This window comes from Methylobacterium variabile, assembly GCF_001043975.1.
GTDB lineage: Bacteria > Pseudomonadota > Alphaproteobacteria > Rhizobiales > Beijerinckiaceae > Methylobacterium > Methylobacterium variabile.
Genome location: NZ_LABY01000287.1, coordinates 1 through 15,570, shown reverse-complemented (window position 1 = coordinate 15,570; position 15,570 = coordinate 1). Strand labels below are relative to the sequence as shown.

15 protein-coding genes are annotated in these 15,570 nt (G+C 71.3%); 7 read left to right on the top strand and 8 right to left on the bottom strand.

Annotated elements, in window-relative coordinates:
* Both VQ02_RS31005 and VQ02_RS31000 read left to right on the top strand, forming a co-directional pair.
* Positions 1–767, top strand: a 767-nt coding sequence (locus tag VQ02_RS31005; RefSeq protein ID WP_048448110.1) for a YeaH/YhbH family protein, incomplete at its 5' end; no start/stop codon positions are given.
* 98 nt (positions 768–865) lie between these two features.
* Entirely contained in the window at positions 866–2,452 is a 1,587-nt protein-coding gene (locus VQ02_RS31000) for a SpoVR family protein (protein WP_245239904.1), read from the top strand.
* Positions 2,453–2,462: 10 nt separating this feature from the next.
* On the opposite strand, the gene VQ02_RS30995 is transcribed toward VQ02_RS31000, so the two are convergent.
* Positions 2,463–2,828: a DUF1476 domain-containing protein gene (locus VQ02_RS30995; RefSeq protein WP_245239903.1), complete on the bottom strand. Its 366-nt coding sequence runs from the start codon at positions 2,826–2,828 to the stop codon at positions 2,463–2,465.
* A gap of 160 nt (positions 2,829–2,988) precedes the next feature.
* Here VQ02_RS30995 and VQ02_RS30990 point away from each other — a divergent pair, with 160 nt between their 5' ends.
* Both VQ02_RS30990 and VQ02_RS30985 read left to right on the top strand, forming a co-directional pair.
* Positions 2,989–3,480 carry a YciE/YciF ferroxidase family protein gene (locus tag VQ02_RS30990; RefSeq protein ID WP_048448106.1) on the top strand — a complete coding sequence of 164 codons (492 nt, stop codon included), beginning with the start codon at positions 2,989–2,991 and terminating at the stop codon, positions 3,478–3,480.
* A 43-nt stretch (positions 3,481–3,523) separates the two neighbouring features.
* The gene (locus VQ02_RS30985; RefSeq protein WP_048448105.1) at positions 3,524–3,937 is read left to right on the top strand and encodes a VOC family protein; all 414 of its coding nucleotides are present in this window, start codon (positions 3,524–3,526) and stop codon (positions 3,935–3,937) included.
* Positions 3,938–3,955: 18 nt separating this feature from the next.
* Here the strand turns inward: VQ02_RS30985 and VQ02_RS30980 are convergent, their stop codons facing one another.
* From VQ02_RS30980 to VQ02_RS30955, 6 genes are all read right to left on the bottom strand, one after another.
* Positions 3,956–4,945, bottom strand: a complete 990-nt coding sequence (locus tag VQ02_RS30980; RefSeq protein ID WP_048448104.1) for a glucokinase — start codon at positions 4,943–4,945, stop codon at positions 3,956–3,958.
* A gap of 62 nt (positions 4,946–5,007) precedes the next feature.
* Positions 5,008–5,958, bottom strand: coding sequence for a 3-hydroxyacyl-CoA dehydrogenase family protein (locus VQ02_RS30975; protein ID WP_048448103.1), 951 nt, complete (start codon positions 5,956–5,958; stop codon positions 5,008–5,010).
* A 270-nt stretch (positions 5,959–6,228) separates the two neighbouring features.
* Complete coding sequence (locus VQ02_RS30970; RefSeq protein ID WP_048448102.1) at positions 6,229–7,380, bottom strand: NADH:flavin oxidoreductase/NADH oxidase; 1,152 nt, start codon at positions 7,378–7,380, stop codon at positions 6,229–6,231.
* 23 nt (positions 7,381–7,403) lie between these two features.
* Positions 7,404–8,432: a cyclase family protein gene (locus VQ02_RS30965; RefSeq protein WP_048448101.1), complete on the bottom strand. Its 1,029-nt coding sequence runs from the start codon at positions 8,430–8,432 to the stop codon at positions 7,404–7,406.
* Complete coding sequence (locus tag VQ02_RS30960) at positions 8,429–9,625, bottom strand: ABC transporter substrate-binding protein (RefSeq protein ID WP_048448100.1); 1,197 nt, start codon at positions 9,623–9,625, stop codon at positions 8,429–8,431. Before VQ02_RS30960 ends, VQ02_RS30965 begins: the two co-directional genes overlap by 4 nt.
* Before the next feature lie 195 nt (positions 9,626–9,820).
* Positions 9,821–10,507, bottom strand: coding sequence for a histidine phosphatase family protein (locus VQ02_RS30955; protein WP_048448099.1), 687 nt, complete (start codon positions 10,505–10,507; stop codon positions 9,821–9,823).
* A gap of 161 nt (positions 10,508–10,668) precedes the next feature.
* Between VQ02_RS30955 and VQ02_RS30950 the strand changes: the two genes are divergently transcribed.
* From VQ02_RS30950 to VQ02_RS39570, 3 genes are all read left to right on the top strand, one after another.
* A complete protein-coding gene (locus VQ02_RS30950) occupies positions 10,669–11,070 on the top strand; it encodes a PaaI family thioesterase (RefSeq protein WP_048448098.1) in 402 nt (133 codons plus the stop codon).
* Positions 11,071–11,195: 125 nt separating this feature from the next.
* Positions 11,196–12,644 (top strand): MFS transporter, encoded by a 1,449-nt coding sequence (locus VQ02_RS30945; protein ID WP_048448097.1) that lies wholly within the window; start codon positions 11,196–11,198, stop codon positions 12,642–12,644.
* Positions 12,645–12,911: 267 nt separating this feature from the next.
* The gene (locus tag VQ02_RS39570) at positions 12,912–14,564 is read left to right on the top strand and encodes a Tle-like phospholipase domain-containing protein (RefSeq protein ID WP_053080621.1); all 1,653 of its coding nucleotides are present in this window, start codon (positions 12,912–12,914) and stop codon (positions 14,562–14,564) included.
* A 169-nt stretch (positions 14,565–14,733) separates the two neighbouring features.
* Here the strand turns inward: VQ02_RS39570 and VQ02_RS30935 are convergent.
* On the bottom strand, positions 14,734–15,570 hold an 837-nt coding region (locus tag VQ02_RS30935; protein ID WP_048448096.1), incomplete at its 5' end, for an NAD(P)H-dependent flavin oxidoreductase.

The following is a 15,570-nucleotide window of genomic DNA, read 5'->3' as shown; positions in this document are numbered from 1 at the left end:
CCAAGGCGGTCGAGATGGAGGCGCTGGCGGAGGAGATCCGGGCGCTGGAGGAGAGCCAGCCCGACGCGGTGATCCTCGACGAGCTGCGGGCCGAGCTGGAGCGCCTGCGCACCCGCTCGCAGCGCATCCCCTACGTCGACCCGATCGACCTGCGCTACCGGCGCTTCGAGCCCTATCCGCGGCCGGTGGCTCAGGCGGTGATGTTCTGCCTGATGGACGTCTCGGGCTCGATGACGGAGCACATGAAGGACCTCGCCAAGCGGTTCTACATCCTGCTGCACATCTTCCTGACCCGGCGCTACAAGCACGTCGAGATCGTCTTCATCCGCCACACCGATCACGCCAAGGAGGTCGACGAGGAGACCTTCTTCGGCTCGCGGGAGACCGGTGGCACGCTCGTCTCCTCGGCGCTGGTCGAGATGAAGCGGATCATCGCCGAGCGCTACAATCCCGAGGACTGGAACATCTACGCCGCGCAAGCCTCGGACGGCGACAACGTGTCGAGCGACGGCGCCACCTCGCAGGAGCTCTTGCGCTCCGCGATCCTGCCGGCCTGCCAGTACTTCGCCTATCTGGAGGTCGGCGACGAGGGCGGGCCGCGGGCGGGCTTCGTCGAGCACCGCACCACCCTGTGGCGCACCTACGAGCCGGTCTCGAAGACCAATTCGGTGCTGGCCATGCGCAAGGTCAACCACCGCCGCGACATCTACCCGGTCTTCCGCGAGCTGTTCGCCCGCAAGGCCGGACAGGAGGCCGCTTCCCCGTGACGCCAGGGGCGGCCCCGAGCCGTTCGGAGCCGCGCCGCCATTCTCCAGATCGCGTCCCCGCGCCGGGACGCCCCAGGCACCGAGAGGTCCGACGCCCGATGAGTTCCGCCACCTTCGGCGTACCGCCGCGGCCCGCCGGCCCGGCCGTGATCAGCACCAACGGCCCGCTCTTCACCGGCAACGACTGGGACTTCGACACCATCCGGCGCATCCACGACGCCTGCGAGGCGATTGCCGGACCGGAGCTGGGCCTGAGCTGGTACCCGAACCAGATCGAGATCATCACCGCCGAGCAGATGCTCGACGCCTACGCGTCGATCGGCATGCCGCTGTTCTACAAGCACTGGTCGTTCGGCAAGCACTTCGCCCAGCACGAGGCCGGCTACCGCCGCGGCCTGATGGGGCTGGCCTACGAGATCGTCATCAACTCCGACCCGTGCATCTCCTACATCATGGAAGAGAACACGGCGACGATGCAGACGCTGGTCATCGCGCACGCCGCCTTCGGCCACAACCACTTCTTCAAGAACAACTATCTCTTCCGCCAGTGGACCGACGCGGAGGGCATCCTCGACTACCTCGAATTCGCCAAGACCTTCATCTCGCGCTGCGAGGAGCGCTACGGGCACAACGCCGTCGAGGCGGTGCTCGACGCCGCCCACGCCCTGATGAACCAGGGCGTCCACCGCTACCCGCGCAAGAAGCGCCCCGACCTCTCCTCCGAGCAGCGCCGCGAGCGCGAGCGCCAGGAGCACCAGGAGAGGATGTACAACGACCTCTGGCGCACCCTGCCGGCCAAGGCCCAGGCCGGCAAGCCCGACCCGCAGGCCGAGCGCCGGCGCGCCCTCTTGGAACTCCCGCAGGAGAACATCCTGTACTTCCTGGAGAAGGCGGCGCCGCGGCTGCAGCCCTGGCAGCGCGAGATCCTGCGCATCGTCCGCCACGTCGCGCAGTACTTCTACCCGCAGCGCCAGACCAAGGTGATGAACGAGGGCTGCGCCACCTACAACCACTACCGGATCATGACCCGCCTGTCCGAGACGGGGCAGATCAACGAGGCGGCCTACCTCGAATTCCTGCAATCCCACACCAACGTGATCCGTCAGCCGACCTACGACGACCGGCATTACGGCGGCCACAACCCCTACGCCATCGGCTTCGCGATGATGACGGACATCGCCCGCATCTGCACCGAGCCGACCGAGGAGGACCGGGCCTGGTTCCCGGACATCGCCGGCAGCGGTGACGCGATGGGGGTGTTGCGCGACGTCTGGGCCAATTACCGCGACGAGAGCTTCATCGCCCAGTTCCTCAGCCCGCGCCTGATGCGCCAGCTGCGGCTGTTCCACGTCACCGACGATCCGGACAAGCCGGAACTCCGGGTCGAGGCGATCCACGACGAGCGCGGCTACCGGCGCCTGCGCCGGGCCTTCGCGCGGCAATACGACGTCGCCTGGCTCGACCCCGACATCGAGGTGATCGACGTCGACCTCGAGGGCGACCGCAAGCTGATCCTGCACCACAAGGTGCTCAACCGCGTCCTGCTCAACAAGGACGACGCGGCGCGGGTGCTGCAGCACCTCGCCGACCTGTGGGGCTACGACGTGCTGATGAAGGAGGTCGACACCGCGACCGGCACCGTGCTCAAGGAGCACACCGCCAGCGCGCGGCCGACCTTCTTCTGACCGCGCCGGCTCAGCCCGGCCGCGCCTGCTCGCGCACGGTTCGGGCCGCCTCGGCGCCGTAGCGGGCGATCAGGCCCGGCAGGGCGGCCGCCTCGGCCTCGGCGCCCCGGCCGGCGAGGTCGGCGCGGAGCCGGTCGGCCAGGGCCTCGTCCGGCGTCCGGCCGGCCTGCGGCAGGACCGCGACCGCCTCGACCAGCTCCCGCACATAGGCCTCGGCCTCCGGGCCGGTCAGGTTCAGGCGCTCGCACATCCAGGCGCCGAGCATCCGGTTGCGTCGGGCGAGGGCGCGGAAACGGAGCTCCTCGTCGAGGGCGAACATCGCCTCGTAGGCCCGCTCCCGCTCGTCGAACAACGTCGTCGTGGACGAACTCATCATCGGGGTGGTCTCCCTCGGATCGGCGTCCCCGATCGTCACTGTGGCGACGGCCGGCCGCCGGGACCAGGGGGCCGCCGTTCCCAACCCCGTGATCCGGCGCAGGAACGAAGGCACGGACGAGGCGTTGCTGGGGCACCTAAGTACCCCACGGGAGCATCTCATGGCCGACGGCAAGAATCTTCGGGCGCTCTTCCTGCACCAGCTCAAGGACACCTACTTCGCCGAGAACGCGATCCTGAAGGCGCTGCCCAAGATGGCCGAGGCCGCCAGCTCCGAAGAGCTGCGGGGCGCGCTCAGCGTCCACGTCGAGGAGACCCGCGAGCAGGTCAAGCGCCTCGACCAGGTCTTCCGCCTCCTCGACGAGAAGCCCGAGGGCGTCACCTGCCAGGCGATCCAGGGCATCATCGCCGAGGGCCAGGAGGTGATGCAGGAGTTTTCCGGCAGCGAGGCGCTGGATGCCGGCCTGATCGCCGCCGCGCAAGCGGTCGAGCACTACGAGATCACCCGCTACGGCACCCTGCTGGCCTGGGCCCGCCAGCTCGGCCTGACCGAGGCGGAAGGGCTGATCAAGGAGACCCTCGTCGAGGAGGAGAACACCGACGAGCTCCTGTCCGAGCTCGCCGAGGAGGCGGTCAACCCGGCCGCGGCGTAACCCGCCGGGGCCCTGCGCGTTTCTCCCGGCAGGAGGGAGCACGATGCCGGAGATCGCAGGGATCCTCGAGACGGTCCTCTACGTCGACGACCTCGCGCGGGCGGCCGCGTTCTGGGGCGGGCCGATGGGCCTGCCCTGCATTCACGAGGACCACCGGATGCGGGCCTTCGACGTCGCCGGGCGCGGCGTCCTGCTGCTGTTTCCCCGCGGCGGCTCGCTGCACCCGATCGAGACCCCGGGCGGCACCATCCCGCCCCATGACGGCGCGGGCCCGCTGCACCTCGCCCTGTCGATCCCGGCCGCGGCGCTGGAACCCTGGGAACGGCACCTCGCCGCCCACGGCGTCACGATCGAGGGCCGCACCACCTGGCCGCGCGGCGGCGTCAGCCTCTACTTCCGTGACCCGGACGGGCACCTGGTCGAGCTGGCGACGCCGGGGCTGTGGAAGGGGTATTGAGGGGGGCTCGCCCCCGTCTCACGCGGTCCAGAACTGCCCGTCATAGGCGAAGCGGTCCGGGTGGCAGGTCAGCGCCGAGAGGCCGGTCAGGGCCGGGTCGGCCACGGTGATGACGCAGGTCGGGATCTGCCGCATCCGGTCGGCGAAGGGCGGCTTGTGCTCGAAGGCCTGCCGGAAGGCGCCCTCGTTCAGCACCTCCAGGATCCTCGGCGTGATGCCGCCGCCGATATAGACCCCGCCGGTCGCCAGGAAGGTGAGGGCGAGGTCGCCGCACAGCCGCCCGAGCAGCTTGGAAAACACCCTCAGGGTGCGCTGCGCCGCCGGATCCTCGCCGGAGAGGCCGCGTTCGGTGATGTCCTTCGGCTCCGCCTCGCCGCCGCTGAGGCCGGCATGGAGCCGCGTGAGGCCGGGGCCGGATAGCAGGGACTCGACGGTGATGCGGCCCTCGATCCGCGCCAGCCGCGGCCAGAACTCGGCATCCTCGGCGTCGCTGGGGCCGAAATCGGTGTGGCCGGCCTCCGTCGACACGATGGCGAGCTGACGGCCGTAGGGAACGAGGCCGGCGGCGCCGAAGCCGGTGCCGGGGCCGAGCACCAGGCGGGCGCCCCCCTGCGGCGAGAGCACGGGCCCGATCGGCTCCAGGATTGAGCGGTCGCGCCCGGCCGGGTCGAGATACGCGGCGCCGGCCGCCACCGGCACGTAGTCGTTGACGATGCGGCAGCTGGTGAGCCCGAAGTCGCGGCCGATCCGCTCGCCCTCGATCACCCAGTGAGCGTTGGTGAGGTGGACCGCCGGCCGGTCGACCCGGGCTGCCACCGCCAGGATGGCGGAGCGGGGCGGGGCGGTCTCGCCCGCCGCCAGCGCGGCGCGGATCGCCGCGCTCGGATCCGGATAGTCGGCGGTCTTGTCGTGGGCGAGCACGACCGGGTCAACCCCGGGCTGCTCCTGCACGGCGAAGCGCGCATTGGTGCCACCGATGTCGCCGAACAGGACCGGGAAATCGAACATGGGCCGCCGCCTCCGCGCTCAGGGCTTCAGGTTATAGTGCCGCGGCGGCCCCGGTCGACCGCTCAAGATCCCTCCATCCTGCCGACTTGCCTCATCGCCCGCTTGAGGGCGAGCAGGCGGCGGTCGCGATCGCGAAACAGCTCGGCCGGGTCGCGCCCGCCCCAGTCGAAGAAGCCCTTTCCGGCCATCACGCCGGTGCGGCCCCGCGCCACCAGGTCGTCGATCGCCTCCGAGCGGGTGCGGGCAGGCGGCGGGCTGTAGCTCGCGTTGGCGAGCGCGTGGCGCAGGAGCTCGATGCCGGTGAAGTCCGCCTTGGCGAGGTGGCCGAGGATCGGGATGCGGAGCGCCAGGCCGTGGATGATGGCGTCGTCGATCTCGCGCGCCGAGGCCACGTCCTCGTCGAGGAGGTGGTAGACCTCGGCCGAGATCGCCGACTGGATCCGGTTGGCGACGTAGCCCGGAATGAAGCGCTTGAGCACGATCGGCACCTGGCCGAGGCCGAGGACGAGCTGGCGCGCCTCCTCGATCACCGCCGGGTCGGTCTGCGGCCCCGGCACCACGTCGACGAGGTCGACGATGTAGGGCGGGGTGTACCAGTGCATCACCAGGGCGCGCGCCTGCCGGCGCTCCGGGATCAGCGGGAAGACGTCGAGGTAGCTGGTGTTGCTGGCAATCCGCGTCTCCGGGGCGCAGAGCCGGTCGAGCTCGGCGAACAGCGCGCGCTTGGCCTCCGGGTTCTCGGTGATCGCCTCGATGACGAGGCTCGCCCCCGCGACGGTCGCTCCCAGGTCGGGCTCGAGGCGGATCGCGTCCGCCGCGCGCTCGGGCGTCCATTCGGGCGCGACGGCGCCGGCCTCCCGCAGAGTGTCGAGGGCGGAGGCGATCAGGCCCGGAACCTGCTGCAAGGTCTCGGGCCGACTGTCGGTCAGCCGCACCCGGTGCCCGCCCAGCGCCAGCACCAGGGCGATGCCATGCCCCATCAACCCGGCCCCGACGACCGCGATCTCGCTCATGTGGTCCTCCCGTGACGTGTTTTTAGAAGTTCGAAGCAGTGGTGGCTTCTCGCCGATGCATGCACACCCTCCATCGTCATCCCGGGGCTCGCTGAAGGCGAGAGCCCGGGCCGCCAAAGGCAGGCTCAGAACCGTAGGTGGAGTGGAACAAAGCTGAGCGACATCAGCCTTGTTCGGAAAGACCTTCGTCTCTGGATTCCGGGCTCCGCTGCGCGGCCCCGGAATGACGGGGAGGAACGAGAAGTATCGCCTGCGGTTCGTGGGCCACTATCACGCCGGCCGCCACGGCCCGAGCCGGCCAATGTCCCGCTCGCGCCGCTCCAGCCACCACCCGGCCTGCTGCGGCCAGGCCTCGAACCCGGGTTCTTCCGCGCCGTCGAGGGCCCGGCTCGCCCGCACGGCCCAGTTCGGGTCGGCCAGCGCCTCGCGGCCGACCGCGACGAGGTCGGCACGGCCCTCGGTGACGATGCCGTCCGCCTGGCGCGGGTCGACGATCAGCCCGACCGCCATGGTGGCGAGGCCGGTCTCCCGGCGCACCGCCTCGGCGAAGCCGACCTGGAAGCCGTAGTCGCGGCGGATCCGGGCGGCGGTGGCGGAGCCGGCGAGGCCGCCCGACGAGCAGTCGAGCACGTCGACGCCGAGCACCCGCAGCTCCGCCGCGAAGGCGAGGGTGTCCTCGAGGGTCAGGCCACCGTCGAGCCCGTCCACCGCCGAGACCCGCACGAAGAGCGGCTTGCCCGCCGGCCAGGCCTCCCGCAGGGCGCGGGCGACGCCAAGGGGAAAGCGCATCCGCCCGGCCCGGTCGCCCCCGAAGGCGTCCTCGCGCCGGTTGGTCAGCGGCGACAGGAAGGTGTGGAGCAGGTAGCCGTGGGCGGCGTGCAGCTCGATCACGTCGAAGCCCGCGGCATCGGCCCGCCGGGCCACCGCCGCGAAGGCGGCGGTCAGGGCGTCGAGGTCGGCCGGCGAGAGCTCCGCCGGCATCAGCCAGCCCTCGTCGAGGGGGATCGCGCTCGGCGCCACGACCGGCCACGGCGCCTCGCCGCGGGCGATCTCGTCAGCCGAGAGCGGGCCGTTGCCCTCCCACGGGCGCTGCATGCTGGCCTTGCGGCCGGCATGCGCCAGCTGCACTCCCGCCGCCGCGCCGTGGGCCTTGAGGAAGCCTGCGACCCGGGCGAGGGCATCGCCGTGCGCGTCCGACCAGATCCCGAGATCGCCGTGGGTGATACGCCCCTCCGGCACCACGGCGGTCGCCTCCAGGATCACCAGTCCGGCGCCGCCGAGGGCGAAGCGGCCGTAATGGACGAGGTGATAGTCGCCCGCGATCCCGTCCCGGGCCGAGTACTGGCACATCGGCGGGATCACGACGCGGTTGCGGAGGCGGATGTCCCGGAGGCTGAGGGGGGTGAAGAGCTGCGCGGTCATCTCTGGCTCACGTCATCTCGTGCCTAGACTGTGGCGATCGGCGTCGTCGGCGAGCCGACGGCGCCCGGCAGCCGCAGGGGCGGTGCGGTCAGGAGGAAGCGGTGGCGGCCGTTCGCCCGCAGCCAGGTGGCGAGCGGGGTGAGGTGCCACAGCTCGCCGAGATTGACCCCGAGGCGAAACAGGCAGTGCTCGTGCAGGGGCAGGGTGGCGCAGCAGCCGTCCCCCGGCAGGGCCGGGTGGACCTCGACGGCGTAGTTGTCGGCGATGAGGGCGGAAAGCCCCGAATCGGTGATCCAGTTCAGGAGCCGCCGGTCGCGCCCGTCGAGGCCGGCGCACAGATTGTGAACGATCTCCGGGTCGGGATTGCGGTTCATTCCCAGCAGCCGCTCGGCGAAGCCGGTATGCAGGCAGACCATGTCGCCGGGCTCGACCGCGACGCCGTCGGCGTCGAGGATGCGCCGGAGGGTGTCGTAGCCCACCGCCACCCGGTCCTCGCCCAGATGGGCGTGGAGGTCGATCATCACGCCGCGGCCCTGCATGCCGCGCTCGGCCAGGCGCTCGATACCGAGCGCCTGGGCCCGGGAGGGACTGCCGGCCTCCTCCGGCGTCGACGGGCCGGTGATGTCCGAGCCGGCCCGGAAGCCGTTGTAGTAGACCGGGCGCGGCGTGCCGTCGCCCTCGACATCGAACAGCGAGCCGACATGGGCGAGGCTGTCCCACTGCGTCGAGTATTGCAGGTGCAGCACCGCGAGGTCGTCGCTGACGACGTCGGTGACGTCCGGCACCTCCTCGCAGACCGGGAAGTTCATGTTCGGCCGGCCGCTCGCCCGCACGGTCGGGCGGATCTGCGGCGGGTGCCGGCGGGGGTTGAGCACGTTGCCGCCCGGATAGTCGAGGGGCAGGCTGAGGCAGAAGGTCAGGCCCTCCCGCACCTCGGCCGCGCCCTGGCGCACCTTCTCGGGGGTCAGGAGGTTGAGCCGGCCGAGCTCGTCGTCGGGGCCGAAATCGCCCCAGGTCGAGCCGTCCGGGCGACGGCGCCAGCGGAGGTTCATTTCTTCACCAGGGGGCAGCGGGAGGCGGACAACGGCTGAAAGGCCTGCTCGCCGGGAACCGTCGCGACGAGCTTGTAGAGGTCCCATGGGCCCTTCGATTCCTCCGGCTTCTTGACCTCGAACAGGTACATGTCGTGGATCATGCGGCCGTCCTCCCGGATGCGGCCGCCGCGGGCGTAGAAGTCGTCGACCGGCGTCTCGCGCATCGCCTTCATCACGGCCTGCGTCTCGTCGGTGCCCGCCGCCTTCACGGCCTTGAGGTAGTGCGTCACCGTCGAGTAGACGCCGGCCTGGGACATGTTGGGCATCTTGCCGACGCGGTCGAAGTAGCGCTTCGACCAGGCTCTCGTCTCGTCGTTGAGGTCCCAGTAGAAGCCCTCGGTCAGCAGCATGCCCTGCGTCGCCTTGAGGCCGAGGCCGTGGACGTCGCTGATGTAGACCAGCAACCCGGCGAGCTTCTGGCCGCCCTGGGTGAGGCCGAACTCCGCCGCCTGCTTGATCGAGTTGGTGGTGTCGGCGCCCGCATTGGCGAGCCCGACCACCTTGGCGCCCGATCCTTGCGCCTGGAGCAGGAAGGAAGAGAAGTCGGGGGTGTTGAGCGGCACGCGCACGCCGTCCAGGACCTTGCCGCCGTTCGCCTTCACCACGGTGCCGGCATCGCGCTCGAGGTCCTGGCCGAAGGCGTAGTCGGCGGTGACGAAGAACCACGAATCGCCCCCGGCCTTGACGGTGGCGAGCGCCGTGGAATTGGCCAGCGCGTAGGTGTCGTAGGCCCAGTGCACCGAGACGGGGGAGCAGGCCTCGTTGGTGAGCCGCACCGCGCCCGGGCCGTTGAACACGATCACCTTGTTCTTGGCCTTGGCGATGTCGGCGGCGGCGAGCGCGGTGGCGGAGGCCGCCACGTCCAGGATCGCGTCGACCCCGCCGGTGTCGAACCAGGCCCGGGCGGTCGCGGCCGCGATGTCGGGCTTGTTCTGGTGGTCGGCCACCATGACCTCGACGGGGGCGCCCAGCACCGTGCCGCCGAAATCCTCCACCGCCATGCGGGCCGCCGCGGCGCTGCCGGGCCCGGTCACGTCGGCGTAGAGCCCCGACATGTCGAGCAGGAAGCCGAGGCGCACGACCCCGTCGGAGACCTTCTGGGATTTCGCGGCCGGTGCCTGCTGCGCGCAAGCCACTCCCTGCCAAGCCATACCTGGAAAAGCGGCGAGCAGAGCCGCCGCCAGAAGCGTTGTCCTCACCCGGTCCGTCCTTCGCGAGAGACGTTCGTTCCTGCGGTACGCCGTCGAGGGCGCCCGGGTGCATGGTCCTGACAAGGGGACCCGGTTGTCAACTGCGGGCGAAGCGGGGCGGGGCTGAAAAACCGGTACGCCCCGCCTTCCAGGTCTTCAGGCCGCCGGCCCGCCGCCCTCTCCGGCCCCGAGCCAGGGCTGCGCGTTCACCATCCCGACGCGCCAGCCCGTCCCGTCCGGGCTGTCGTAGTGGTCGAGGCGGGTGAGCGAGCAGTTCTCGACCGCGAAGGCGAGGCCGCCCTGGGGGGACAGGCCGAGGGCCAGCGCGATCGCCGCCCGGATCGTGCCGCCATGCGCCACCGCCACGATGTCGCGGCCGCTGTGCTCGGCGGTCATCTCGGCGATGGCGCCGTTCACCCGCTCGCAGAGTTCCGAGAAGCTCTCGCCGCCAGGCGGGCGCTCGTCGGCGGGAGCGAACCAGTAGCTCGCGGCGAGCGGCTGGCGCTCGGCGAAGAAGCGGGCCCGGTCCTGGCCCTGCCAAGCCCCGAGATTCTGCTCGGCCAGGGCCGGCAGGGCGGTGAGGCGGGGCACGACGCCGTCCACCGAGAAATCCCCGGCCTGCCACAGCGCCTCGGCGGTCTGCCGGGTGCGGCCGAGATGGCTCGCCACCCAGACCGCGCCGCGGGGCAGCACCGGGGCGAGGCCGGCGAAGACGTGGGCATCGCCGCAATCGCACGGGATGTCGCTGCCGCCGTAGATGCGGCCGCCGTCGCCCCGCACGGGGGCGTGTCGCACCCACCACCAGCGGGTGCGGACGAAGGGGGAAGGGGTCTGGGCGCTCATCCCCCCTCTCATAGCATCGCGCCGCGGCGGCGACACGTCGGTGCCGCGGCGTCCGCGACCGGGCGCATCCCGCGCCCTCGCGCCGGAGGGAGGCTCACGCGCCGAATTGCCAGGCCGGCGAACTCTCCGCATAGCTGCCGCCGGACAGATGGAGCGGATGGATGGACGAGGCGGACGACGGCACGATCTTCGGGGCGGACATCCCGTTCGCGCGGCTGTGCGGCATCGAGGCCCTCGGGATCGTCGAGGGGCGCACGCGCCTGCGCCTGGCGCTCGGGCCGCAGCACGGCAACAACCTCGGCATCGCCCATGGGGGCATCCTCTGCACCCTCCTCGACATCGCCATGGGCACGGTGGCCCGGCTCACCGCCGGCCGCCCGGTGGTGACCCTCGACATGCAGACCCGCTTCCTCTCGCCCGGCCACGGCGTGCTCGTCGCCGAGGGACGGGTGGCGCGGGCCGGCCAGTCGATCCTCTTTTGCGACGCCGAGATCCGCGACGAGGCCGGGCGGGTGGTGGCGACCTCGACGGGGGTGTTCAAGCCGGTCGGCGTGAAGGGGTAGCGTCCGGCGGGGCGGGCCCCGGCCGGCGCCGGTCGGAAGGTTTCTGGCGTGTTGCGGGTTCCCGTCGCGAGCCCGGGAGCCATTTCCCCGGGACTTGGTCAGGCCCGCGAGCCGGAAAGGCCCCGATGACGCGTCCTCCTGAGACCCGCGCCGCGCCCGGCGGCGTGATCGAGACCGACGTCTCGGCCCGCCTCGACCGGCTGCCCTGGGGCCGGTTCCATACCCTGGTGGTGCTGGCGCTCGGCATCACCTGGGTGCTCGACGGGCTGGAGGTCACGCTCGCCGGCGCCCTGGCGGGGGCCCTCAAGGGGAGCCCGACGCTCCAGTTCTCCAACACCGACATCGGCCTTGCCACGTCGAGCTACCTCGCCGGCGCGGTGCTGGGCGCGGTGGGCTTCGGCTGGCTCACCGACCGGCTCGGCCGGAAGAAGCTCTTCTTCATCACGCTGGCGGTCTACCTTGCCGCCACCGCCGCCACCGGCCTGTCCTGGAACCTGTGGAGCTTCTGCCTCTTCCGCTTCCTCACCGGGGCCGGCATCGGCGGCGAGTACACGGCGATCAACTCGACCATCCAGGAGCTGATCCCGGCCCGGGCCCGGGGCTGGACCGACCTCGTCATCAACGGCAGCTTCTGGCTCGGCGCCGTGCTCGGCGCCGGCACCTCGCTCGTCGTGCTCGATCCCGCCCTGTTCGGGCCGGATACCGGCTGGCGGGTCGCCTTCGGGCTCGGCGCGGGCCTGGGGCTGGTGATCCTGCTCCTGCGGACCTGGATCCCCGAGAGCCCGCGCTGGCTGATGACCCACGGGCGGTCGGAGGAGGCCGAGGCCCTGGTCAAGGGCCTCGAGGCGCGCTTCCGCGCCGAGGGCCACGTTCTGAGCGACGGACCGTTCCCGAAGGCGCGGCTGCGCCAGCGCAGCCACACGCCGCTCTCCGAGGTGCTGTCCACGCTCAAGACCTACCGGCAGCGGGCGGGCGTCGGCCTCGCGCTGATGTCCGCCCAGGCCTTCTTCTACAACGCGATCTTCTTCACCTATGCGCTGATCCTCATCGACTTCTACAAGGTGCCGGCGGAGGGGGTCGGCTGGTACATCCTGCCCTTCGCGGCCGGCAACTTCCTCGGGCCGGTGCTGCTCGGGCGGCTGTTCGACACGATCGGCCGCAAGCCGATGATCGCCTTCACCTATGGGATGTCGGGCCTGCTGCTGGCCCTGAGCGGACTCGCGTTCCAGCAGGAACTCGTCACCGCGACCAGCCTGACGATGTGCTGGATGGCGGTGTTCTTCTTCGCGTCCGCCGCCGCGAGCGCGGCCTACCTTACGGTGAGCGAGGTGTTTCCCCTCGAGATCCGGGCGCTCGCCATCGCGCTGTTCTACGCGGTGGGCACCTCGGTCGGGGCGGTCGGGCCAGCCCTGTTCGGGGTGCTGATCGAGGGGCATTCCCGCACCGCGATCCTCGGCGGCTATCTCCTGGCCTCGGCGCTGATGATCGCCGCGGGGGCGGTCGCGGGCATCTGGGGCGTCGCGGCGGAGCGCAAGTCGCTGGAGGACGTGGCCAAGCCCCTGGCGATGGAGTAGCCGTCCCACCAGGCGGCAGGGAGGCGACACGCGGTCTCCGCCGGCGGCGCGGCCGCACATCCTCGAGACAGCCACGAACCTCCTGGGGCCGCAGGGAACCCGACGTGATCCTGATGCTCCTGATGGCCGTTCGACCAGCGAAGTACACCCTGGCGCGGAATGACAAAAAGAGCTATTGTCATCACCTTCTGTAGCGGACGATGCTGCAAATACTAAAATAAAAGTCAAATAATACCAAAAATTTTGCGTGAACGCAGAGGAAACGCCATGCCGACTCCCACCACGCAGAACTTCTTCGACGCGTCAAACTGGGTCTACGGCTACGCCGACAACAATTCGCTTCCGCCGATACCGATCGGACTGGCACCGTTCTATTATGAGACGGGACAATTCGACTCTGGTCTGCGTCCGAGCGGATTTCACGGCGCGGCATTCCTCGTTCCGGGCGCCGAGCCGCAGGTGATCATTGCTTTCGAGGGCACCGATGTCTCGGGCCTCGAAACCCGCCCCGACTTCCTGCTGGCGCAGCTCGAGGCGGACGTGAACCTCTATACGGGGCTGGTCCCGCAGGCGCTGCGCGATGCGGCCGCCTTCGCCGAGCAGGTGCTCGGCGCGGCCGTGGCCCAGGGCATCCCGGCCGACCGGGTCCATGTCACCGGCCATTCCCTCGGGGCCGCCGAGGCGGCCTACGCCTCGACCCAGACCGGCCTCGACGGGACGACCTTCGCGGCGCCGGGGCTCTCCTCCACGTCGGTTCCGTTCGGGGGCGCCGGCCGCCTCACGAACTTCGTCGATTACGGCGATCCCGTCGGGAACTACAGCGCCACGCCGGTCAACATCGAAGGGGGCTTCCTATACTCGGACGCGATCCGGCGGGTCGGCGACCCGACCTATACCGGGGAGATCGCCGGGGTCGCGGCCCTCGCCGCGGCGGCGGCCGCGGCCGCGCCGGGCAACAGCGATCCGGTGCGCGCCGCCGGGCTCCTCGGGATCGGGGCCCTCGCGGCGGAGAAGCATCCCCTCACCAACTACGGCGAGGATCTCGACCTTCTCCTGAACGACACGCCCGTGCTGGCCGACGCCACGCGGATCGTCTCGGGCAAGGATTACGCCCAGTTCTACGGCGACATCATCGACCGGAATTTCCTGGTCGGCGACGCGTTCTACGCCATCCGCAATCCCGACGTGCGTGCCGCCGGCGTGGACGCGGAAGCGCACTATGCCCAGTACGGCTGGCGCGAGGGACGCGATCCCAACGCCTTCTTCTCCACGACCGGTTACCTCGCCGCCAACCAGGACGTCAGGTCCGCCGGGGCGAATCCGCTGCAGCACTACGACCAGACCGGCTGGCGCGAAGGGCGCGATCCCTCGGCCGACTTCGACACCGGACTCTATCTCAAGAACAACCCGGATGTCGCGGCCGCCGGCGTGGATCCGCTCGCGCACTACCTGCAATACGGCCGGGCCGAGGGCCGGCAAGCCTACGCCGCCATCGGCAAGGCCTCCTCGTTCACCCACGGATCGTTCGACGCGGAGTACTACCTCCTGTCCAACTCCGACGTGGTAGCGGCGGCGGCGATCTACGGGAGCAATGCGCTCGACTTCGCCTACCAGCATTACGAGCTGTACGGCTGGCGGGAAGGGCGCGACCCGAACGCCGTGTTCGACACGCAAGGCTACCTCGCCGCCTACGCGGACGTCCGCGCCGCGGGCGTCGACCCGCTGATGCACTACGACCAGTACGGCTGGCGCGAGGGACGGGACCCCTCGGCGGGCTTCGACACCTCCAGCTACCTCGCGGCCAACGCCGACGTGAGGGCGGCCGGTGTCGATCCGCTCACCCACTACCTGCAATACGGCGCCCTCGAAGGCCGCTCGCCCTTCGCGGACGGCACGTTCGGCGCCGGTGCGGTCGGCTGAGCGGCCGTCGGGGCGTGCGCTCCTCCGGTGCGGGCGCGGCCATCGGGGGAGGGACAAGGGAGCGGGGAGACCCGCTTCCGAGCGGGTGAGGCGATCCCGCCCCCTGCCTGTGTCGCACGTCTCCCCGGACAGACCTGCCGACGCGACGAATGGGCGCTACGGCAGGCCGCTACCGCAACAGCTCCCCGACCCCGTCCCAGATCCCTGTGACCACCTCGGCCGCCGGCACCGCCCGGGCGAGCCCGGCGGACTGGCCGGCCCAGGCCTGCATGCGGGCAAGGTCGTCCTCCTTCACCGCCGCCTCGCGCATGCCTTGCGTCAGGCCGCGCTGCACCGGGTAGGGGGCGGGCGACGGCGCGTCGGGCCGCGCGGCGGCCTCGACGTAGGGGGTGGCGAGGCTGCGGCCGGTCCGGCCGCTGAAGGCTCGGGTGAGCCGGGTGTCCTCGGGGCGGGCGCGTCCGAGCGCCTGGGCCCAGGCCGGCGGGATCCCGGCCTCGGGGCAGCGCAGGAAGCCGGTGCCGACCTGGACGGCGCTGGCGCCGAGCAGCAGCGCGGCGGCGGCCCCGCGGGCATCGGCGATGCCGCCGGTGGCAACGACCGGCACCCGCACGGCGTCGACGACGGCCGGCAGCAGCGCCATCAGCCCGACCATCCCGGCCTCGGCCTGCGTGGCCACGAAGGAGCCGCGATGGCCGCCGGCCTCGGCGCCCTGCGCCACCACCGCGTCGGCGCCGGCATCCTGCGCGGCGAGCGCCTCCGCCACCGTCGAGACGGTGGCCCACCAGGCGATGCCGCGCTCCTTCAGGCGCGCCACGAAATCCGGCGGGTAGAGCCCCATGATCGAGGACACGACCGGGGGGCGGGCCTCGAGCAGAGCCTCGCACTGGGCGGAGAAGTCGGGCGGCGCCGCGTCGCCGGCCTCCGGCGCCACCGTGGGGCCGAAGCCGCCGAGGAAGGCGCGCAACGACGCCTCGTGCGCGGGGTCGCGGGCGGGGGCGGGATCGGG